At 61.4% G+C, this 20,333-nt stretch carries 17 protein-coding genes; 6 read left to right on the top strand and 11 right to left on the bottom strand.

All coding sequences use genetic code 11. From position 1 onward, the window contains the following. Positions 1–26: 26 nt before the first annotated feature. On the bottom strand, positions 27–1,928 hold the full coding sequence (speA, locus tag ACTG20_RS08870; protein ID WP_005344160.1) for a biosynthetic arginine decarboxylase: 1,902 nt from the start codon (positions 1,926–1,928) through the stop codon (positions 27–29). Between the two features lie 1,014 nt (positions 1,929–2,942). Between speA and pepT the strand changes: the two genes are divergently transcribed. Both pepT and ACTG20_RS08860 read left to right on the top strand, forming a co-directional pair. Then, entirely contained in the window at positions 2,943–4,166 is a 1,224-nt protein-coding gene (pepT, locus tag ACTG20_RS08865; protein WP_194495814.1) for a peptidase T, read from the top strand. A gap of 201 nt (positions 4,167–4,367) precedes the next feature. Beyond that, a complete protein-coding gene (locus ACTG20_RS08860) occupies positions 4,368–6,077 on the top strand; it encodes a lysophospholipid acyltransferase family protein (RefSeq protein WP_194495815.1) in 1,710 nt (569 codons plus the stop codon). Between the two features lie 114 nt (positions 6,078–6,191). On the opposite strand, the gene ACTG20_RS08855 is transcribed toward ACTG20_RS08860, so the two are convergent. From ACTG20_RS08855 to ACTG20_RS08840, 4 genes are all read right to left on the bottom strand, one after another. Then, positions 6,192–6,500 (bottom strand): SelT/SelW/SelH family protein, encoded by a 309-nt coding sequence (locus ACTG20_RS08855; protein WP_043821170.1) that lies wholly within the window; start codon positions 6,498–6,500, stop codon positions 6,192–6,194. Positions 6,501–6,576: 76 nt separating this feature from the next. Continuing rightward, positions 6,577–7,701 (bottom strand): adenosylhomocysteinase, encoded by a 1,125-nt coding sequence (locus ACTG20_RS08850; RefSeq protein WP_194495816.1) that lies wholly within the window; start codon positions 7,699–7,701, stop codon positions 6,577–6,579. Positions 7,702–7,883: 182 nt separating this feature from the next. Next, positions 7,884–8,621 (bottom strand): hypothetical protein, encoded by a 738-nt coding sequence (locus ACTG20_RS08845; RefSeq protein WP_194495817.1) that lies wholly within the window; start codon positions 8,619–8,621, stop codon positions 7,884–7,886. Then, the gene (locus ACTG20_RS08840; RefSeq protein ID WP_194495818.1) at positions 8,621–9,181 is read right to left on the bottom strand and encodes a YceI family protein; all 561 of its coding nucleotides are present in this window, start codon (positions 9,179–9,181) and stop codon (positions 8,621–8,623) included. Before ACTG20_RS08840 ends, ACTG20_RS08845 begins: the two co-directional genes overlap by 1 nt. Before the next feature lie 109 nt (positions 9,182–9,290). On the opposite strand from ACTG20_RS08840, the gene ACTG20_RS08835 reads away from it, so the two are divergent. Then, a complete protein-coding gene (locus tag ACTG20_RS08835; RefSeq protein ID WP_194495819.1) occupies positions 9,291–10,190 on the top strand; it encodes a LysR family transcriptional regulator in 900 nt (299 codons plus the stop codon). 58 nt (positions 10,191–10,248) lie between these two features. Here the strand turns inward: ACTG20_RS08835 and ACTG20_RS08830 are convergent, their stop codons facing one another. After that, positions 10,249–10,677: a hypothetical protein gene (locus ACTG20_RS08830; protein WP_106842653.1), complete on the bottom strand. Its 429-nt coding sequence runs from the start codon at positions 10,675–10,677 to the stop codon at positions 10,249–10,251. 67 nt (positions 10,678–10,744) lie between these two features. Between ACTG20_RS08830 and ACTG20_RS08825 the strand changes: the two genes are divergently transcribed. Next, the gene (locus ACTG20_RS08825; RefSeq protein WP_194495820.1) at positions 10,745–12,475 is read left to right on the top strand and encodes a formate--tetrahydrofolate ligase; all 1,731 of its coding nucleotides are present in this window, start codon (positions 10,745–10,747) and stop codon (positions 12,473–12,475) included. A 72-nt stretch (positions 12,476–12,547) separates the two neighbouring features. Here ACTG20_RS08825 and ACTG20_RS08820 read toward each other — a convergent pair whose 3' ends face one another. Continuing rightward, the gene (locus ACTG20_RS08820; protein ID WP_194495821.1) at positions 12,548–14,203 is read right to left on the bottom strand and encodes a methyl-accepting chemotaxis protein; all 1,656 of its coding nucleotides are present in this window, start codon (positions 14,201–14,203) and stop codon (positions 12,548–12,550) included. Between the two features lie 411 nt (positions 14,204–14,614). Next, positions 14,615–15,271 (bottom strand): GTP cyclohydrolase I FolE, encoded by a 657-nt coding sequence (folE, locus tag ACTG20_RS08815; RefSeq protein WP_194495822.1) that lies wholly within the window; start codon positions 15,269–15,271, stop codon positions 14,615–14,617. Between the two features lie 309 nt (positions 15,272–15,580). On the opposite strand from folE, the gene moeA reads away from it, so the two are divergent. Continuing rightward, on the top strand, positions 15,581–16,807 hold the full coding sequence (gene moeA / locus ACTG20_RS08810; protein ID WP_196783505.1) for a molybdopterin molybdotransferase MoeA: 1,227 nt from the start codon (positions 15,581–15,583) through the stop codon (positions 16,805–16,807). Further along, positions 16,804–17,559 (top strand): molybdopterin-synthase adenylyltransferase MoeB, encoded by a 756-nt coding sequence (moeB, locus tag ACTG20_RS08805; protein ID WP_194495824.1) that lies wholly within the window; start codon positions 16,804–16,806, stop codon positions 17,557–17,559. Before moeA ends, moeB begins: the two co-directional genes overlap by 4 nt. 70 nt (positions 17,560–17,629) lie before the next feature. On the opposite strand, the gene ACTG20_RS08800 is transcribed toward moeB, so the two are convergent. From ACTG20_RS08800 to modB, 3 genes are all read right to left on the bottom strand, one after another. Beyond that, on the bottom strand, positions 17,630–18,406 hold the full coding sequence (locus ACTG20_RS08800) for an alpha/beta fold hydrolase (protein ID WP_194495825.1): 777 nt from the start codon (positions 18,404–18,406) through the stop codon (positions 17,630–17,632). Between the two features lie 91 nt (positions 18,407–18,497). Continuing rightward, a complete protein-coding gene (gene modC / locus ACTG20_RS08795) occupies positions 18,498–19,598 on the bottom strand; it encodes a molybdenum ABC transporter ATP-binding protein (RefSeq protein ID WP_376787908.1) in 1,101 nt (366 codons plus the stop codon). Next, the gene (gene modB / locus ACTG20_RS08790; RefSeq protein WP_005361814.1) at positions 19,595–20,275 is read right to left on the bottom strand and encodes a molybdate ABC transporter permease subunit; all 681 of its coding nucleotides are present in this window, start codon (positions 20,273–20,275) and stop codon (positions 19,595–19,597) included. Before modB ends, modC begins: the two co-directional genes overlap by 4 nt. Positions 20,276–20,333 lie beyond the last annotated feature (58 nt).

Below are 20,333 nucleotides of genomic sequence, written 5' to 3'. Positions count from 1 at the left end.
TCACGGCGAACGTCAAGCGCGGGCGCTTATTCGTCTTCCAGATAGGCGTAGCCTTGCAGGCCCAGCTCCAGCTCATCGAGCAGGGCTTTGCGAGTGGCATCGTCCAGCGCCGGGTGAGCGGCGATCCGCTGGTAGTTTTCGCGGATCACGGACGGGTCGATGTTGACGTAACGCAGCAGCTGGTCGACGGTGTCGCCACGCACCACGTTGCGAATGTCCATCTTGCCCTCTTCGTCCAGCCACACTTCCGCGCAGTGGGTGTCACCGAACAGGTTGTGCAGATCGCCGAGGATCTCCTGATAGGCACCGACCAGGAAGAAGCCGACGTGGCACTCTTCGTTTTCGCCATAAACCGGCATCGGCAGGGTGCTCTCGACCCCCAGACCGTCGACATAGTGCTCGACCTGACCGTCGGAGTCACAGGTGATATCCATCAGGATACCGCGACGGCTAAGCGGACGATCGAGACCGGCCAGCGGCATCACCGGGAATACCTGACCGATACCCCAGGCATCCGGCAGGGACTGGAACAGAGAGAAGTTGGCAAAGCACTTGTCCGCCAGCTTTTCACTCAGTTCGTCAGCCAGCGCACGGTGGTTGCGGTTGACCGGGTTGAGCATCTCTTTGAGCGCCAGACAGGTGTTCTGGTGCAGCATCTCGGCCCAGGCACGCTGTTCAAGGTTCAAGAGGCCCATGGTGTACTGGGTATTCACGTCACCCAGATCTGCCACCGAGTCATGGAAGATCTCCAGCAGGGAGGGATCTTCGCTGCGCAGATCCAGCCAGCCTTTCCACATGTTCTGCAGAATGGTCGGCGCATCTTCGTCCGGCGCGCTGATGTCGTTCATCTCCACACCTTCGGCACCAATGATATTGGTGACCAGCACGGCGTGGTGGGCTGTCAGGGCACGGCCGGACTCGCTGATGATGGTCGGGTGCGGCAGATCGAACTCGCGGCAGACATCACCGATGCCCCATACCACGTTATTGGCGTACTCGGAGAGGCTGTAGTTGGCGGAGCAGTGGCTCTGGGAACGGGTTCCCTCGTAGTCCACGCCCAGGCCACCACCGACGTCCACGACTTCGATGTTGGCACCGAGGCGACGCAGTTCAGCGTAGAAACGGCCGCACTCGCGGATGCCGCCCTGAATGTCGCGGATATTGGCGATCTGGGAGCCCAGATGGAAGTGCAGCAGTTGCAGGCAATCCAGCTTGCCCAGCCCGCGCAGACGTTCGATCAGCGCCAGGATCTGGGAGGCGGAGAGACCAAATTTGGACATGGAGCCACCGCTCGATTCCCACATGCCGGAGCCGGTGGAAGCGAGCTTGGCACGCACCCCGATGTTGGGCTTGATGTTGAGACGAGCTGACTCGTCCAGCACCATTTCCAGCTCGGAGGGCTTCTCCACCACGATGTAGACCTTGTGGCCCATCAGGTTGCCCAGGAGGGCGTGGCGGATATATTCGCGGTCTTTGTAACCGTTGCAGACGATCACCGAGCCTTGCTCATGGTGATGGGACAGCACGGCCAGCAGTTCCGGTTTGGAACCAGCTTCCAGGCCAAGCCGGGGCTTGTCGCTGTAGGACTGGCTGATGGTCTCGATGACACGACGCTGCTGGTTTACCTTGATCGGATAAACGCAGAGGTAGTCCCCTTCATAGCCTGACTTCTCGATGGCCTGACCAAAGGCGTTGAACAGCGCATCGACCCGACTCTTGAGAATGTCGGGGAAGCGCAGCAACACGGGGGTGGTCAGCCCGGACTGACGCAACTGTTCGATGGCGTCAGAGAGCACAATATGCGCGTCAGGGCGTGATTTGTCGGGGGCGACGGTCACATGACCGGCGTCATTGATATTGAAAAAACCCGCACCCCAGTAGGGAACGTTGTAGACCTTCAAGGAGTCCTTGCTGGACCAGTTAGTCATGGGCTATGCCTCGCAAATGAGCGACCCAAAGTCGCCTTCGTTACCCTCAATCACATCCAGACCATCTAGTGCAGAGTACGGCGAGCGCTGCCATCACGAGACGCAGCCACCCAAACCAACCCTTTGCACATCGCGGCAAGCCAGAGGCTGCCTGGTGGATCTTGGGGAAGTAACGAGTCTTGATGTGGGGCTGGTGGCTTTACATCAAGCTCAACGGTATGCGGTGCCACTATGCCGTAGCGCCGCGGTACTTTGATGACAGACGACATCAGCCACGCCGTCAGTTCATCATTCGGCAGCGATCCCGACAGAAGGAGAGGGTTCCAAGGAAGAGAAGCGAAGGCGCCAGCACGCATGCGTGTTGATAGACGACAACAACCACAGCCCACCTCACCGTCAGTGACCGCCCATGACAAGGGAAGATGATGAGCCGGTGGCCCACTCGGTCAAATGAAGGATGAGAGTCTGTTGTTCTCCCTGATACCGGAGCCTAACCGGTATTAAAGAAACCATTCCCCAGCAGTGTCTGTCGTTTCTGCGTGCCTCGCCCTATAGGCGTATGATCGGTCGGGTTTCTGGCGGCTCTGCCTGCTTCAGGGTTGCCCTTGGATCGGCGCGGAGTGTACACACTTACCGCGGGCAGTGACAATAAAAAATAGTGTTCAAAATCCCCTTTTAATAAGTCGATCAAATCTTGCTGGCGGGCAGGCGGGCTCTGGGATGGCGCAGGTTATGCGACAGCCCGGTTTCCCCTTGAAAAGTGTGTGAAAACGCCATGATTGGGCTGACGCCTTGCTGTGCGGTCGCTGAGGGGAATTTGGCCGCCACCGCCAGCGCCTAAATATCGCAATAAATGCCACATTTATGCGATCTCCCTCCCGGACGTTGCCCCGCGCGCCGCACATTCGCCGCTCTTCCCTTGCGTCAAAAAATGGGAAAAACCTGCGCTGACGCAATGAGTGCCCCGCACGGATTGGCCACAATGGCCGCTCACAATCGGTTAGAGGCTGACTAATGGATACCCTGCTTGAGCGTTTTCTGCGTTACGTAACTTTTCATACCCGCTCCGATGAGACCAATCCAGCCTGCCCAAGCAGCGAAGGCCAGCTGATCTTTGCCCGCGCCCTGCAAGAAGAGATGAAGGCGCTGGGGCTGAGCCAGGTCACCCTGGATGAAAACGGCTACCTCACCGGCTGCCTGCCGGGCAACCAGCCGGACGCCCCCGCCATCGGCCTGATTGCCCACATGGACACCGCCGACTACGAGGCGGAGCACGTAGTACCGCAAATCATCGAAAACTATCAGGGCGGAGACATCTGCCTTGGCAAGGGTGACGAGGTGCTCGCCATCCGTGACTACCGCTTCCTGAAAAACTACCTGGGTCAGGATCTCATCACCACCGACGGCACTACTTTGCTTGGCGCCGACGACAAGGCAGGCATTGCCGAGATCCTCACTGCCATCGACCACCTGCAGGCCCACCCCGAGATCCCGCGCGGCGATATCTGGGTCGGCTTTACCCCGGATGAAGAGATTGGCCGTGGCGCCAACCTGTTCCCGCTGGAGAGATTCCCGGCCAAGTGGGCCTATACCGTGGATGGCGGCGAACTGGGCGAGCTGGAGTATGAAAACTTCAACGCCGCCAGCGCCACGGTGCGTTTTATCGGCAATAACGTCCACCCCGGCACCGCCAAGGGCAGCATGATCAACAGCCAGACCCTGGCCGCCCGCTTCCACGCCGCCATGCCTGCCGAGCAGACCCCGGAGTGCACCGACGGGTATGAGGGCTTCTTCCATCTGGCCCAGATGAGCGGCACCGTGGAGGAGAGCACCCTGCACTACATCATCCGTGACTTCGACGACGAACATTTCACCGCGCGCAAGGCCGAGATGCAGAGCCGGGTCGCTACCCTGCAGGCCGAGTATCCCAAGGCCCGCATCGAGCTGACCCTGACCGACAGCTATCGCAACATGCGCAGCCAGATTGAGCCGCACATGCATATCGTCGAGCTGGCCAAGGCCGCCATGGAAGCCGCCGACGTGGTGCCGAAAATCAAGCCCATTCGCGGCGGTACCGATGGCGCCCGTCTCTCCTTTATGGGCCTGCCCTGCCCCAACCTCTTCACCGGTGGCCACAACTTCCACGGCAAGCACGAGTTCATCCCGCTGCAATCGATGGAGAAATCGGTCGCCACCCTGGTGGAGCTGGTGCGCCTCACCGCAGCCTGGCGCGGTTAATCGATTACCATGACAACCAAGGGGGGAGCCGGTTAACCGGCGCCCCCCTTGCTATCTGGCCATCACCCATCAAGAAAGGGAAACCGGGGAGGGTCGCTCAGGAGCTACTGGCTGCCGCTGCCATCAAACTGTCATCCCGCTGACATGTCGCGGGAACAGTGCCAATCATGCTGGGAGCAACGGATCGCCGGAGCCCTCCAGATGTTCACTATCGATACCCTGCTGACCCAGCACTTCCCCCGCCTGCTTGGCTACCCCCTGCTCACCCCGCTGTTAAAGCGGCTGCTGGGCTGGCTGCTCAACGAACAAGCCTTTGCCGACTTTGCCGCCCGCTACCCGCACCTGCGCGGCCTCGACTTTGTCGAGCAGGCGTTGACCCAGCTCGATTTCGACTATCGGGTCAGCGAGGCGCAACTGGAGCATATTCCCGACAGCGGCCGGGTCATTCTTGTCGCCAACCACCCCATCGGCTCGCTGGACGGACTGGCGCTGCTGCAACTGCTCGGCCGCATCCGCCCCGATGTGAAGATCGTCGCCAACCAGCTGCTGGCCCAGCTCGCGCCGCTGCGCCCTCTGCTATTGCCGGTGGACAATATGGAGGGCAAGACAGATCGACAGGCCATCCTCGCCATGAACGAGCACCTCGCCCATGAAGGGGCGCTAGTGATCTTCCCCGCAGGCGAAGTCTCGCGGCTTGGCCTAAAGGGGGTGAAAGACGGCCCCTGGCAGGCAGGCTTTATCAAGCTGGCCCAGCGCACCCGTACCCCGCTGGTGCCCATCCATCTGGGAGGGCGCAACAGCCTCTGGTTCTATCTCGCCTCCTGGCTCAACAAGCCCGCCTCAGCCCTGTTGCTGGTGCGCCAGCTGTTTCGCCAGCAGGGGCAGACCCTGCCGGTGACCATAGGGGCGCGCATTCCACTCGGCAGTTTTCAGGATCTACCCGCCAAGACGGCGGCGCGGCTGGTGCGCAACCACCTCTACCGGATTGGCCGTGGCAAGGCGGGACGGCTGCAGACCGAGGCCCCCATCGCCCTGCCGGAGGATCGCCGCCAGCTCAAACAGGCCATCGAAAGCTGCGAACAGCTCGGCACCACCCCGGATGGTCAGGGGATCTACCTCTACCGCCGCCACGAACTGAGCCACTCGGTGATCCTGCGCGAGCTGGGGCGGCTGCGGGAGATCGCCTTTCGCGCAGTGGGGGAAGGATCCGGCAAGCGGCGGGATCTCGATGGCTTTGACAACGACTATCACCACCTGATCCTCTGGGATCCGGCCCGGCTCGATATTATCGGTGCCTACCGGTTCGCCCCGGTGGCGGAGTTGCTGGCCAGCAAGGGGAAGGATGGTCTCTACAGCCACACCCTGTTCGGCTTCGAGGATAAGTTGCTGCCCCGGCTGGAGCAGGCCATCGAGCTTGGCCGCAGCTTTATCCAGCCCGCCTACTGGGGCAAGCGGGGGCTCGATTATCTCTGGTTCGGCATCGGTGCCTATCTGGCCCGCTATCCCCGCTACCGCTACCTGTTTGGCCCGGTGTCGCTCTCCGGCAGCCTGCCGCCGGCGGCCAAGGATCTGCTGGTGAGCTTCTACCGCCAGCACTTTGCCCCCGAGCTGGCGCTGGCCCCCTCCCGCCGTCCCTACCCCGAGACGCAACCTCTGTTCGAGGGGGTGGATTACGGCGCTGATCTCAAAGCACTCAAGGCCCGTCTCGACAATCTGGGCTGCGCCATCCCTACCCTCTACAAGCAGTATTCCGAGCTGTGCGAGCCGGGCGGGGTGCAGTTCATGGATTTTGGCATCGACCCCGACTTCAACCACTGCATCGACGGGCTGGTGTGGGTCGATGTGAGCCGCATCAAGTCCCACAAGCGGGCCCGCTATATCGGCAGCCATCTGGCCGAGCCGCGCTTATAGCCCTGCAGGCGCCAGGCAAACAGCCAAAGGCAAAAAAGGAGAGAGAGGCCATGGCCTCCCTCTCCTTTCGCTCTCATGCTCAGCACCTTTTCGAGGCGCTCGGCCCATCTGGCGTTACTCGGCCGCCTTGCGATCCGAGTGGCCGAGATCCCGCTCAGGGGCGATGACGTCACGCACCCGCTGCTTGATCTCCTTGGCCTCGGGGAAGCCGTCATCGACCACCCGATCCCACACCTGCACCCCGCTCACCAGAATGCGGAACTCCCCCTTGCTGGCCGGCACCAGCGCCACCTCCCCCAGATCGCTGTCGAAGGTGGAGAGCAGCTCCTGCGCCAGCCAGGCGGCGCGCAGCATCCAGCGACAGAGGGTGCAGTAGCGGATTTCGATGCGGGGTTTGCTGATCAGGGTTTCAGACTCGGTCATGAGTGACTCCATAAAAAAGCGACAATGGCGGGAAGTGGCGTACCGCTGCCCAATGGCCGATCCCGGTTTGGTCAAATCAGTGCTGATCAACCCCATGAAAATCGGCCAGCCAATGGCGGGCAATGGTACGCATCGCCGATTCTGGCAGCTCGAACAGGCCGGGTGCAAGAGGGCCTGCCGCCAGCATCCGGATCCCTTCCATGATCTCCGCCAGCACCAGATAGACATATTCACCAATCACGGCGCCATGGACGAAGTTGACCGCCTCGCCCCGGTTGAGCAGGTAGATCTGGGTACCATCCGGCCGGTTAAGGGCCAGCACATGAGGGCACACCTCTTCGCTCGGCCACGGCAACTGGGCCAGCGAGAAGGCAAACTCGTCGTCGGCCGAGGTGACCGAGGCGACCATGGTGCCGGGGCGCAGCGCCTGCAGATCCGCCAAATCCAGCGAGCCGTTGCCGGTAGAGCAGATCACCAGCTCGGCGCGGCTCAACGCCTCGGCCTTGGTGATCAAGCGAAAACCGTGAGAGAGCGCTTCGACCTGTCGCAGCACATCGGTCTCCACCAGCCCGAGATGGAGGTTGCGACAGCGCAAGTCGCGGGCGATGCTGCGCCCCACCTTGCCATAGCCAAACAGCACGGCTTCGCAGACGTTGAAAGTACGGTTGAGGTTACGAGCCAGCGACTCCGCGGAGTAGACCACGCTCAGACCAATCTGGATATCCTCGGCCTGCTTGAGGGGACTGCGTGCCACCGACACCACCGGGGTCGCCAGCACCTCCTGCTCATAGCGCTGGTGGCCGTTCTCGGTCATCTCCACCACCCCGAGGAAACGGGGGCCGAAGTATTCACTCAAGATCACCTGGGTTTTGGCAAAGTAACCGCCAATATCGAGGATCAGCAATCGTTCGTGGGGGGCCACCAGCGGCGCAATCTGCTGGATGATGCTGTCGGGTTCATTGGTCCAGCGTCGGTTGAGGGGCTGCACCGGATAGTGCTGGGACACCCACTCCAGGGTCGGACCGTGTACCGATTTCGGTTTGGGCAAAATGGCCCCAATCCGTCCAATTTGACCGAGAGCGTCGATAAAACGGGGGCGATCGGGAAGCAGGTGAGTGACCAGCAGAATGCAGAGACCATCTATACGTCCCTGTCCGGTGAAATGGCGAAAAAACAGATGCTCAGATCCTTGACTGCGCAACTGTGGCCTCCTTATGTGCCGCAAAGCAGGCAAACAGAACCCGGCGCGGCCGGGTTCTGTGTGTGTCCAAATAAAATGAAAATCCTTTTTATCTGAAACACATATGGGGCTCAATCATTATCTGCCAAGAGTATGAGCGAGTATGCAAAAATGACTGTAATTGTCTGTTTTTCATGCAAAAATCAGTACAAAGAAGCAGCAGGCCACACCCACCATAGGCTGAGCCCGGTTCCCGCGGCAGCAAGCAAGATCAGCCCACCCCAACGCACTGGCCACGGCTTGTCACGCAACGCCCACTCCAGCAGCGGCAGCAACCAGACCGGCAGCAACACCAGCAGCGGCACCTCCACATATTGCCAGGCCAGCATCTGGACGAAGGCGAGGGCCAGCGCCAGACCGGCGGGTGCTACCTTGATGTCAACAAAGGTGGTAAGCAGGGCGCGAAAACCGGCGAAAGCGGCCAGCGCACCGGCCAGCTGGGCAATCAGCAGACTGCCATCGATGCCGATCACCAGCGCCAGCCAGATAAAGCCGAGGGCAAACCCGAGCCCCTCGCGGCTATCACAGCGCAAGGTGCTCCAGCCAAACCAGAGGATGGCGGGCAGTAGCGCCAGCCAGATCCCGGGTTCGCTCACCAGTACCGAGGCCAATCCCTGCCACCACACCAGCGCACTGATCACGGCAAAGAGCAGCAGCGAGCCGCGCAGATCGTTCACCTGAGCCGCGATGACGGGGACCAACAGGGTTAGCGGCAGCCACTGCCACGCCTTTTCCGGTATGCCATAGAGGCCACCGAGCAAGGAGCCCACCAGCCAGAGCGCCAGCGCGCCCCACAGATAACCCAGTCGCGGCCAGCGCCACGATAGCAAAGCGGCTCCCAGAGGAGCCGCCAGGGTTTGCAGCAGAAGTTCCGCGCCCATTACTTGCGCACGCCTTCGACAAACAGGTTGATGTTCATCTCGTCCGGGATGCCGGGCAGCATGTAGTTCACGCCAAAGTCACTGCGCTTGATGGTGGTGGAGGCGTTGAAGCCGCTGCGGTAGCCGCCCCAGGGATCCTTGCCCTCACCGATCTTGACCAGATCGAAGGCCACTTCCTTGGAGACGCCGTGCAGAGTCAGAGTCCCTTTCAGCACGCCTTTATCCTTGGTGCCCTCGTAAGCGGAGCTGACGAAGGTCATCTTGGGATACTGCTTCACGTCGAGGAAGTCCGGACTGCGCAGGTGCTTGTCGCGGGCCTCGTGATTGGAGTCGACGCTGGCGGCATCCACTTCAAAGCTCGCCTTGGCGGCCGCCGGGTTGGCGTCATCCATGCTGAAGGTGCCGCTGAAGGTGTTGAAGCGACCCACCAGCTCGGAGAAGCCCAGGTGACCCACCTTGAACTGCACCGTGGTGTGCGCCGCATCCACATCGTAATCCGCCGCCATCAGAGGGGTAGCCATAAACAGGCAGGAGGCCAGCAGAGCCTTGGTCATTTTCATCCGTTCGTTCCTTCATCTTGGGGTTCACATCAGTGATTAAAATGCTAACCTCGTTCTGAAGATGAATAATCAGTGATTTATTAAATTCATTATTTACTGAGGATGGAAAATGGACCAGATCGCCGCCATGCGCACCTTTATCAAGGTGGTGGAGTGCCAGAGCTTTACCAAGGCCGCCAACCAGCTCGGCATCTCGGTCGCCATGGCCTCCAAACTGATGCAGCAGATGGAGGAGTCCCTCGCCACCCGGCTGCTGTCGCGCACCACCCGTCAGGTCAATCCCACCGAAGCGGGCCAGTTCTACTACCAGCGCTCCCTCGCCCTGCTGGCAGAGCTGGAAGAGACCCACAGCCAGCTGACCCACCACAACCAGCAGCCCAACGGCACCCTCAAGCTCTCGGTGCCGATGGACTTTGGCTATCTGCACCTCTCCCCCGCCCTGCCGCTGTTTCGCCAGCGCTTTCCCGACCTCAAGCTCGATATCGAGTACAGCGACCGGCGGGTAGCGCTGGTGGAAGAGGGGTTCGATCTGGCGCTGCGGATCGGCCACCTCAGCGACTCCTCGCTGGTGGCGCGCCAGCTTGCCACCATTCGGGTCGAGCTTTGCGCCAGCCCCGCCTATCTTGCGCGCAAGGGCAGACCGGAAAAACCCGAGGATCTCAAGCAGCACGACTGTCTGATCTACACCCTGACCCAGCCGGAGTGGCACTTCAAACGGGGAAGCGAGCAGCAGAGCATCCGGCCACAGGGGCCGCTGCGGGCCAACAACGGGGTGGCGCTGACCCGCGCCGCTTGTGATGATCAGGGCATCATATTGCAGCCCACCTTTATCGTGGGGGAGGCCCTGCGGTCAGGACAGCTGGTCAGCCTGCTGCCAGAGTGGGACAAGGGAGATGTGGGACTTTATGCGGTCTATCCGCACCGCCGCTTCGTCTCGGCCAAGGTGCGCTGCTTTATCGAGTTCGTGCAGGAGCGCTATCTCGCCCCGCAACAGTGGGATAAGCCGTGATGATTGCCAGAGCAGAAGATACGGCCTGACTGTCCGGCCTGCTGGTCCGGCTTGTAACCTAACGCTGGTCGGGTGCGGTGGTGGATGCGGCAACAGGGGTGAGCTTGGCTAGCAGACGCTCCTGCTCGAGGCTTAACTGCCAGCGTGGCAGACGGGTGCGGATCACCGACAACTGCGGTTCACTGAGGGCATAGGGGAGCGCCACTTCAATCTCGGGGCAGTCAAACATGGCGGCCAGTTGCAGGATCAAAATGAGGTTTGCCTCGTCGGTCTTGTGCTTGTTGACCCGTTTGCGGATCTCGTGGCGCAGCTGGGTTTCGGGGTCCTGGGTCATCGCCTGCCAGCCGAAACCGAACAACGGCACCAGCGCGCTGACAATCCCCAGCGCCGTCATCGGCTGCTTGGGGGGATGATAGAGTGCGTTGAGATCCAGCCGAACAGGATTCTGACGAACCTCACCCTCACCAAATAAAATCGTTTTCGTCATTGGATTACCCGTTATATTCCACTAGACTGCGCCGCATATTTTACCCCGATATGCCAACGAGGTGCTGATGCTAAGCGATATCGAGATCTCCCGCCAGTCCCCCAGTCTCTCAATCCACGCGCTGGCCGAACGCCTCGCCATCCCCCAGCACCTGCTCAGCCCTCATGGCCACTACAAAGGCAAACTCAGCCTCGACCTGCTCACGTCTCAACCCAAGCAGAGCGGCAAGCTGGTACTGGTGAGCGCCATCACCCCTACCCCACTCGGTGAAGGGAAGACGGTGACTACCCTTGGCCTCTCCATGGGGCTCAACCATATCGGCCAGCCCAGCATCGCCACTATCCGCCAGCCGAGTCTCGGTCCGGTATTCGGGGTCAAGGGGGGGGCCGCAGGTGGCGGCCACGCCCAGGTGGTGCCGATGGAGGAGATGAACCTCCACCTCACCGGCGATTTTCACGCTCTGACGGCGGCTCACAATCTGGCGGCTGCAGCCCTCGATGCCCGCCTGTTCCATGAGCGCAAACTCGGCGACCAGTTCACCGCCAAAACCGGCCTGCCGCGGCTCGATATCGATGCCGACAACATCCTCTGGCCACGCACCCTCGACATGAATGACCGCGCCCTGCGCCACCTCACGATTGGACAGGGGGGCGCTGCCGATGGTGTAGAGCGCAGCGATCGCTTCGTCATTACCGCCGCCTCCGAGCTGATGGCCATTCTGGCGCTGGCGAGCGATCTGAAAGACCTGCGCCAGCGCATCGGCCGCATCCAGCTGGCCCGCAATATTCACGGCAAGCCCATTACCGCCGAACAGTTGGAAGTAGCGGGCGCCATGACGGTGCTGCTCAAAGATGCGCTGCAACCGACCCTGATGCAGACCACCGAGCAGACACCGGTGCTGGTGCACGCCGGCCCCTTTGCCAATATCGCCCACGGCAACTCCTCGGTGATCGCCGATCGCATCGCCCTTGGTCTGACCGACTATGTGGTGACCGAGGCAGGTTTTGGCTCCGACATGGGGCTGGAGAAGTTCTTCAACATCAAGAGCCGCCAATCCGGCATTACCCCCGCCTGCGTGGTGCTGGTGGCCACGGTGCGCGGCCTCAAGGCCAACAGCGGCCTGCTCGATATCCGCCCGGGCCAGCCGCTGCCAGCCAGCCTGCAAGGGGAAGATCTGCCAACCCTCAAGCAGGGCTGCGCCAACCTCGCCTGGCATATCCGGAACGCCCGTCGCTACGGGGTGCCGGTGGTGGTCGCCATCAACCGCTTCCCCACCGACAGCGAGGCCGAGCTGGCGCTGCTGGCCCATGAAGCGCAGCAAGCCGGTGCCTGTGGCGCAGCCATCTCCAACGCCTTCACCCAGGGTGGTGCCGGTGCCAGCGAGCTGGCCCGCGCCGTGGTCACCGCCTGCGAGCAGCCAAGCAAAGTCAAACTGCTCTACCCCGACGAGATGAGCCTCGACGCCAAGCTGGCTACCCTGGTGGAGTGCGGCTACGGCGGCCGCGGAGTGCAGCTCTCCGACAAAGCCCGCCAGCAGCTGGCGCAACTCTCCGCCGAAGGGTGGGATCACTTGCCCATCTGCGTGGCCAAGACGCCGCTCTCCATCAGCCATGACCCCGCTCTCAAGGGCGTGCCGACCGATTTCGAGGTGCCCATCGACGAGGTGAAGCTCTGCGCCGGTGCCGGGTTCATCTATGCGCTGGCGGGCCCCATCATGACCATGCCGGGGCTGGGCAGTCTGCCTGCCTATCGCCATATCGATATCGATGAGAACGGCGAGATAGTCGGCCTGAGCTGAGCCCTTCCACAACACCAGAAACAACAAGGCCCCGCCAATTGGCGGGGCCTTCTGTTATCCATGCATCAACCCTTAGAGGGTGAAGCGCTGGGTCATATGGTGCAGGGTGTTGGCCAGCTTGCTCAGCTCGACGCAAGCCTGGGCGATCTGATGAGCGCCCTGGGCATTCTCGTCAGCGGCATTGTGAATGTTGACGATGCTGCGGTTGAGCTCTTCGGTCACCGCGTTCTGCTCTTCGGTTGCGGTGGCGATCAGGGTGTTCATGTCGGTGATGCGCACCACGGCACCGTTGATGGTCTCGATACTGGTACCGGCATCCCGTGCCAGACCGACACTCTCCTGCATCTGGTGACGGCTCAGCTGCATGGCGTTGCCCGCCTCGGCGGCGCGGCTCTGCAACAGCTCGATCATCTTGCTGATCTCGGCGGTGGAGTCCTGGGTACGCTGTGCCAAGGAGCGAACTTCATCGGCGACGACCGCAAAACCACGACCCTGCTCACCGGCACGGGCCGCTTCGATGGCCGCGTTAAGGGCCAGCAGGTTGGTCTGACCGGCAATATCGCGGATCACATCCAGCACCACGCTGATGTTGGCGCTGTCGGCCTCCAGTTGCTGTACCACTGTGCCTGCCTGTTCAATCTTGACCGACACCTCTTCGATGCTGGTAATCGAGCTGCGCACCACTTCGCTGCCAGCAGCGGAGGTGCGGGAGGCATCCTTGGCGGCGCTCATGGCATCCGTGGTGTTGCGGGCTACTTCGTTGACGGTGGACTGCATCTCATTCATGGCAGTCGCCACCTGGGAGACTTCGTTCTGCTGGATAGCCATGCCGCTGGCAGACTGGCTGGAGATGGCGCTCACCTCCTCCACCGCACTGCTGAGTTGGCTCACGGAGCCAGCGATCTCGCTCACCAGATCGGAGAGGGAGCCCTGCATCCGGTTGATGGCGGAACCCAGCTGGCCCAGTTCATCGCGGTTGAAGCGGCTGTCACGGATCCACTGCTGCAGTTCGCCCTGCCCCAGCTCGCCATTGGCAATGCGCTGGGCCTGACGGGCCAGCATGATCAGCGGGTCGCGAATTTGGCGGGTCAGTACCACGGAGAGCACCACCACAAGGATCAAACCGATCACCAGCGCGATGGTGACACTCAGATTGGCGGATTGATAAGAGTCGACAATATCACTGCGGGATTCAGACGCATAACCATGGTTAATCTGGATAAGGGAGGCCACTGACTTGCTCAGCGCGGTATAAAGGGGAACCCCCTCCTCAAGGAAGATGCGTTGGGCTTCGGCAAGCTGATCGCTGTCTTGCAGCTGTTGGACTCGCTGGTGCAGTGCGACGTAACGATCCCAGTCAGATTTCACCGTATCGAAGGTACGGCGCTCCGCCACATCCTCAGGCCAGATCGTCTTGTCATGGGCAATCAACTGCTGCGCGATCGCGTTAAGCTGTTGACTGGCAATATTCCGATATTCAGCCCTTTTCAGCGGCTCGGCAGCCACCACGAAATAACCCAGCTCATAACGACGCAACTCACCGAGAGAATCCCCGATCGCGCTGGTGCGATTGACCGCTGGCAAGATGCTGTCGGTAAACCGGATGGCAACATCATTCATGTTGCCAAACTGGACAAGGGCAAAACCGCCGATAAAGGCGACCATCAAACCGAGCACGGCAAAGCCGGCGGTGAGTTTTTTACCTATGGTCATGGTACTGGTATTCATGGGATATCCTGGTGGTCGTTAAATTCGTAGCACTCGTCCGGTTCACGCCCTCCTGGCATGAACTGTCTGGCCACCTGTTCAGTGGCGCACCATCCAACCTTGATGAATATCTCTGAATTCCATGAGCGGCAGCGAGAGCCGTGAGGGGGCGCTAGAGTAACCGGATTGTGATGGTTCGGAAAGAGTCTGCCCGGTTACTTTTTGTAAGGTGAAAACGAGGGGTTTTTCGTGTTCGATTAAATATACCGCCCAGATGAATAAATCGGAAAAATGCATAACGTTTGCATAAGGCAAGCAGCGCGGGTCAAGCCGTTGCAGGCCGCCACTCTCATCCGGGACCAATGAAAAACGCCAGCAATGGCTGCTGGCGTCTCGTTTATTCAGCGTGGCGGTTACAAAACAACCGCCATCTTATCCGCGCAGGCCACCGAGAAACTCGGCCCGGGTATCGGGCTGGGTCTTGAACACCCCGCCGAGGGAGGTGGTGGTGGTATAGGAAGTGGAGTCCATCACTCCGCGTGCCTTGACGCAGTAGTGGGTCGCCTTGATGCTGATAGCCACATCCTTGGTACCGAGCAGGGTCTGCAGCGCCAGCAAGATCTGCTGGGTCAGCCGCTCCTGCACCTGGGGACGGCGGGCAAAGAACTGCACGATGCGGTTGATCTTCGACAGGCCAATCACCTTGCCACGAGGGATATAGGCCACATGGGCCATGCCGTCGATGGTGACGAAGTGGTGTTCGCATGTGCTGGTGAGGCTGATGTCCCGCACCATGATCATCTCGTCCACCTGCATCTTGTTCTCGATCACCGTCACCTTGGGGAAGGTGGAATAGTCGAGGCCTGAGAAGATCTCGTTGACGTACATCTTGGCGATGCGGTGCGGCGTCTCGGCCAGACTGTCATCGGTCAGATCCAGCCCCAGCGTCTCCATGATGGAGCGCATATGGCCTTCGATCTTCTCCCGCTTCTGCTGGCTGTTAAACTCGTTGGTGACCAGGGGAGTTTCCAGTCCCTGGGCTTCGAGGGCAGCCCTGACCAGCAAGGCTTCCGGACTTAAGGTTGTCATTATCTTCTCTCCCACGCTCAGGGACTGTGAGGGCCGCTCAAGGAGCAACCCCTTATGTTATGGCGGCGTACAGGGCCGACGGTATCGCTGTAATGGTAGCCACACAGGTTGTGACGGCCATCTGTTATGGCGGCATAGTAAACGGCCATTGCCGCCAAGATTCAAGTCAACTTGTGCGTCACCTCATACTTTATGGCCATCTACCCCCGTTTTTGCGCCGATTACCCCGAGATTCCCTTGAGATAACCTGCCCATCCCCGGGGATTTTTGTGATAATCCCGCCTTCAATCATCACAAGAGGTCATGACGATGGGATTTGATACCAGCGGACTACTCCCCTTAAGCGATGCCCTGCAAGGGATGCTGGAACAACTCGCCTGCTGCTGCGACAGCGAGCAGTTGCCCCTGCCAGAGGCCCTTGGCCGGGTACTGGCCTGTGATATCGCCTCCCCACTCGCCGTGCCCCCCTTCGACAACTCTGCCATGGACGGTTATGCCGTACGCCTTGCGGATCTCGCCAGCGGCACCCCGCTCATCATGGCGGGCAAGGCCTTTGCCGGTCAGCCTTATCAGGGCGAGTGGCCCGCTGGCCACTGCGTGCGGATCATGACCGGCGCCCCGGTACCCGCAGGCACCGATGCGGTGGTGATGCAGGAAGAAACGCAGGCCGACGGCGATCGGATCACTTTTCTGGCACAACCCGAACCGGGCCAGAACATCCGCCGCGCCGGCAGCGATATCGGCAAGGGCGCCTGCGTGCTGCCTGCTGGCACTCGCCTAACCCCGCGCGAAATGCCGCTGCTGGCATCCCTCGGCGTGGCTACCGTCGCGGTGCGCCGACCGCTGAAAGTGGCCATCTTTAGCACTGGCGACGAGCTCAAACCGGTCGGTACCCCGCTTGCTCACGGCGATATCTATGACTCCAACCGCTACGGCGTGCGGGCCATGCTGGCACGTATGGGCTGCGACTGCCTCGACCTTGGCATCATCCCCGACGATCCGGCCCAGCTACGCGCCGCCTTTATCCGCGCCGACGAAGAGGCCGATGTACTCATCACCACCGGCGGCGTTTCGGTAGGGGAAGCGGACTTCACCAAACAACTGCTGGACGAACTCGGCGAGATTGGCTTCTGGAAGCTGGCCATCAAGCCGGGCAAGCCGTTTGCTTTTGGCCGTCTGCCCCGCGCCTGGTTCTTCGGCCTGCCGGGCAACCCCGTCTCCGCCATGGTCACCTTCGATCAGCTGGTGCAACCGGCTCTGGCCAAGCTGGCGGGCCAACGCTTCGAGCGCCCGCTCCAGCTACAGGCCATTGCGGCCGAACCACTCAAAAAGAGCCCCGGCCGACTCGACTTCCAGCGCGGCATCATGAGCCAAGGGCCAAACGGCCTCGAGGTGCGCAGCACCGGCTCGCAGGACTCCGCCGTGTTCAGCTCCCTGTCGCAAGCCAACTGCTACATCGTTCTTGAACGGGAACGGGGCCGCGTTGCCGCGGGCGAGACGGTGACCGTGGAGCCATTCGGGGGATTGCTGCTGTGAGCGAGATCCTGAGCGACGCCGAACTGCTGCGCTACAACCGCCAGATCATCCTCAAATCCTTCGACTTCGAGGGACAGGAGGCGCTCAAGCAGGCCCGTGTGCTGGTGATCGGCGCTGGTGGCCTTGGCTGCGCCGCCAGCCAGTATCTGGCGGTAGCCGGAGTTGGCCAGCTCACCCTGGTCGATTTCGACAAGGTGGAGCTCTCCAATCTGCAGCGTCAGGTGTTGCACAACGATGAGCGCATCGGCAACTACAAGGTGGACTCTGCCGCCCAGTCGCTGCGCGCGCTCAATCCCTGGCTCAACGTCGAGACCCACGCGGCCGTGGCCGACGAGGCGCTGCTCGATACCCTGTTGCCCCAACACCAGCTGGTATTGGATTGCACTGACAACCTGGCCATTCGCAACCTGCTCAACCAAAAGGCACGCCGACACAGGGTTCCGCTGGTCAGTGGCGCCGCAATCCGGCTGGAGGGACAGCTATGCAGCTTCACCTGGCAGGAAGATGAACCCTGCTACGCCTGCCTCAGCGCCCTGTTTGGCGAGCAGGCCCTCACCTGCGTCGAGGCGGGCGTGCTCGCCCCCGTGGTGGGATTGGTGGGCAGCCTGCAAGCACTGGAAGCTATCAAGCTCTTGGCAGGCATGGGCAAAAGCTACAGCGGCCGCCTGCTGATGATCGACGGCCTCGGTGGCACCTTCCGCGAGATGAAGCTACCCAAGCGCCCCGACTGCCCCGTCTGCTCCCACCCTTGACGCAAACGGGATCAAAAAAGCCGAACCCTGTGGTTCGGCTTTTTGGTACCTGCACCTAACAACCCCTTCCTCAATGGGTCGTGAGGATCCGTTGCAACAGGTGATTAAAGCCCGAGGGATCTTCCGCGGGCCAGGCGTGGTGGCCGTTGGGAGTGTGGATGGTGGCGTTGGGCAGGGCGGCAAACTGCTCTACCCGTTTGGCCAGCGGCAGGTAGTCGTGACTGGTGGAGATGATGGCCACCGGCTGCCAGATGGCGCCAAGCCGGGCGCGTACCGACCAGCCGGGTAACGCCTCCAGCAGCGCCTTGTAGGTTTTCTTTTTATTGCGCACGAAACGCAGCCGGAAGGTGTGGCGCACCTGTGCCAGATCCGGGCCCGGGAAGAGCTCGCGTCCCAGCCACCAGGCGAGCGGGCGCATACCGAACCAGCGCAGCCACTTGAGGCGCTGGGCGTAACGCTCCTGCTCTTTGGGTGTTTCCAGCAGAAACTCGCTAAAACCGTTGACCAGCACCAGCCCCTGCACCTTGTGGGGCAGTTGCAGCGCCAGCTCCAGCGCCACCATGGCCCCGAGCGACAATCCCACCACCCAGGCGGGCTCCGGCTGCTCATCGAGCCAGCTCACCACATCGGCTGCCAGGGTCGCCACGTCAAACGGCCCCTCCTGCATGCTCTGGCCGTGGCCACGCAAGTCCAGCGCCACCACCCGGTAGTGTTCGGAAAACCGTTCGATCTGCGCCTGCCAGTCGAGGCTGGAGGAGCCCAGCCCATGCAGCAGCAACAGCAAGGGGCCCTCTCCTGCGCTGCGCAGGGCAAGACCGTTGAATTTCATCACCTGATTGCGGCGCATCAGTGTATTGCCTCTCGACTCATCACCTGAACCATCTCTTGTTGTTATGTTGCCCGTGGCCATCCTGCCACGTTATCAGCACGGTGCCCAATCAGCCTTCGCTGACCAGACTCACCGCCTTGATATAAGCGTAGATCTGCTGCTCCGGCGCCAGCGCCAGCCGCCTGGCGGAGCGGCTGGTGATCCGGGCCAGCAGTATCTGCTCACCCAGCGCTAACTGCAACAGAGTCTGGCCGGGGCGCACCTCGCGCACCGCCAGCAGACGGGTGACGAGACAGTTGGAGAGACTGGAGTGCTCGATGGGTGCCGTGGCAATCACCACATCCCGCCCCGCCACCTTGATCTGCAAAGGGCCGCTCTCATCCGGCACATGGGTCATGGTGACCCGCAGCTGCTGCTCACCAAGCTGCAAGGTCGCCATCTGCTCCTCTTCATCGTAGTGAGAGAGGGTCGCCGCCAGCATCACCCCGGCATCGTCACGGCTGGCGAGCGAGAGATCAGTGCGGGCGAAGATCTCGCTCGGCCGACCTTGCGCCTCCACCCTGCCACCTTCCAGCAGCACCAGCTGATCGCAGAGCAGGCTCACCTCCTCCATGGCGTGGCTGACGAAGATCATCGGGATGCCGCTCTCCTGCTGCAAGCCCTTGAGCACATGGGCCTGATGGATGCGGCTGCGCCGATCGAGCGCCGAGAAAGGCTCATCGAGCAGTAGCAGATCGGGTTCGGCCAGCAGCGCCCGCCCCAATGCCACCCGCTGGCGTTGCCCACCCGACAAAGCATGGGCAGGCTGCCCCAGCAACTCGGCAAAACCGAGCCGCGCCGCCAGCGCCTCGGGCTGCCAGCGCCCTCGCCCCTTGCGGGCCGCCAGTTGCAGATTGCCGAGCACCGTCAGATGGGGGAAGAGGCGCGAGTCCTGAAACACCAGTCCGATCCGGCGCGCTTCGGGCAGAAGTTGAGCATACTCCCGCCCGCACCACAGCAAGCGATCCACGCTTCGGCGATCTAGCCCGGCGATGATGCGCAGCAGTGTGCTCTTGCCGCAGCCTGAAGGGCCGAACAGGCCGAGGATCCCACCCAGTTCGAGGGTCAGTGCGCAGTCGAGGGTAAAAGGGCCAAACCCGCGTCGGACATGGAGGTTCAAGGCATGGCGGTGCGGCACGTTCACAGGCGGCATAGTAGCGGACTGGTTCATCCAAACACTCTCCGCTGTCGGCGCTGCAACACCCCGTAGACCAGCACCAGCATCACCAACGAGAAGGCCATCAGGCCGCCCGCCAGAATATGGGCGTTCTGATAGTCCATCGCCTCCACATGATCAAACAGGGCGATGGAGAGCACCTGGGTTTCGCCGGGGATATTGCCGCCAATCATCAGCACCACGCCAAACTCCCCTAGGGTGTGGGCAAAGCCGAGCGCCGCCGCCATTACAAAGCTTGGTAGGGTCATCGGCAAGATGATGTGGAAGAAGCGCTCCAGCGGGCCGAGCCCCAGGGTCGCAGCAGCTTCCAGCTCCTTGTTGCCCATGTTGACGAAGGCGGAGGTGAGCGGCTGCACCACAAACGGCAGCGAATAGAGGATGGAGGCAAACAGCAGGCCAAGAAAGCTGAAGGCGAGCGGGGCACCAAAGGTGTCGCGCCACCAGGCGCCGAAGCCATATTCGGGGGAGAAGGCGAGCAGCAGATAAAAACCCAGTACCGTGGGAGGCAGCACCAACGGCAGCGCCACCAGCGCCTCCACCAGCGGCCGCAGGCGGTTCTGACTGCGCGACAGCCACCAGGCCAGCGGCGGTGCCAGCAACAGCAAAATCGCTGTGGTGCAGGCCGCAAGCTTCAGGGTGAGCCAGACCGCCAGCAGATCCCCTTCACTCATTGCCGACCTCCCGGTTGATAAATGCCCCCAACGGCATGGTATCCATCCTTATTGCAAA

This window comes from Aeromonas sp. 84A (assembly GCF_051919345.1).
Lineage (GTDB): Bacteria > Pseudomonadota > Gammaproteobacteria > Enterobacterales > Aeromonadaceae > Aeromonas > Aeromonas veronii.
This window is presented reverse-complemented; position numbering and strand designations above follow the sequence as displayed.

Coding starts and splice junctions, on each gene's coding strand:
- ACTG20_RS08845 (WP_194495817.1), bottom strand. CDS start 8,621: ATGGGCGCGGAACTTCTGCTGCAAACCCTGGCGGCTCCTCTGGGAGCC.
- moeA (WP_196783505.1), top strand. CDS start 15,581: ATGGGATTTGATACCAGCGGACTACTCCCCTTAAGCGATGCCCTGCAA.
- modC (WP_376787908.1), bottom strand. CDS start 19,598: ATGAACCAGTCCGCTACTATGCCGCCTGTGAACGTGCCGCACCGCCAT.
- ACTG20_RS08855 (WP_043821170.1), bottom strand. CDS start 6,500: ATGACCGAGTCTGAAACCCTGATCAGCAAACCCCGCATCGAAATCCGC.
- ACTG20_RS08840 (WP_194495818.1), bottom strand. CDS start 9,181: ATGAAAATGACCAAGGCTCTGCTGGCCTCCTGCCTGTTTATGGCTACC.
- ACTG20_RS08835 (WP_194495819.1), top strand. CDS start 9,291: ATGGACCAGATCGCCGCCATGCGCACCTTTATCAAGGTGGTGGAGTGC.
- ACTG20_RS08800 (WP_194495825.1), bottom strand. CDS start 18,406: ATGCGCCGCAATCAGGTGATGAAATTCAACGGTCTTGCCCTGCGCAGC.
- speA (WP_005344160.1), bottom strand. CDS start 1,928: ATGACTAACTGGTCCAGCAAGGACTCCTTGAAGGTCTACAACGTTCCC.
- ACTG20_RS08860 (WP_194495815.1), top strand. CDS start 4,368: ATGTTCACTATCGATACCCTGCTGACCCAGCACTTCCCCCGCCTGCTT.
- ACTG20_RS08830 (WP_106842653.1), bottom strand. CDS start 10,677: ATGACGAAAACGATTTTATTTGGTGAGGGTGAGGTTCGTCAGAATCCT.
- pepT (WP_194495814.1), top strand. CDS start 2,943: ATGGATACCCTGCTTGAGCGTTTTCTGCGTTACGTAACTTTTCATACC.
- ACTG20_RS08820 (WP_194495821.1), bottom strand. CDS start 14,203: ATGAATACCAGTACCATGACCATAGGTAAAAAACTCACCGCCGGCTTT.
- ACTG20_RS08825 (WP_194495820.1), top strand. CDS start 10,745: ATGCTAAGCGATATCGAGATCTCCCGCCAGTCCCCCAGTCTCTCAATC.
- folE (WP_194495822.1), bottom strand. CDS start 15,271: ATGACAACCTTAAGTCCGGAAGCCTTGCTGGTCAGGGCTGCCCTCGAA.
- modB (WP_005361814.1), bottom strand. CDS start 20,275: ATGAGTGAAGGGGATCTGCTGGCGGTCTGGCTCACCCTGAAGCTTGCG.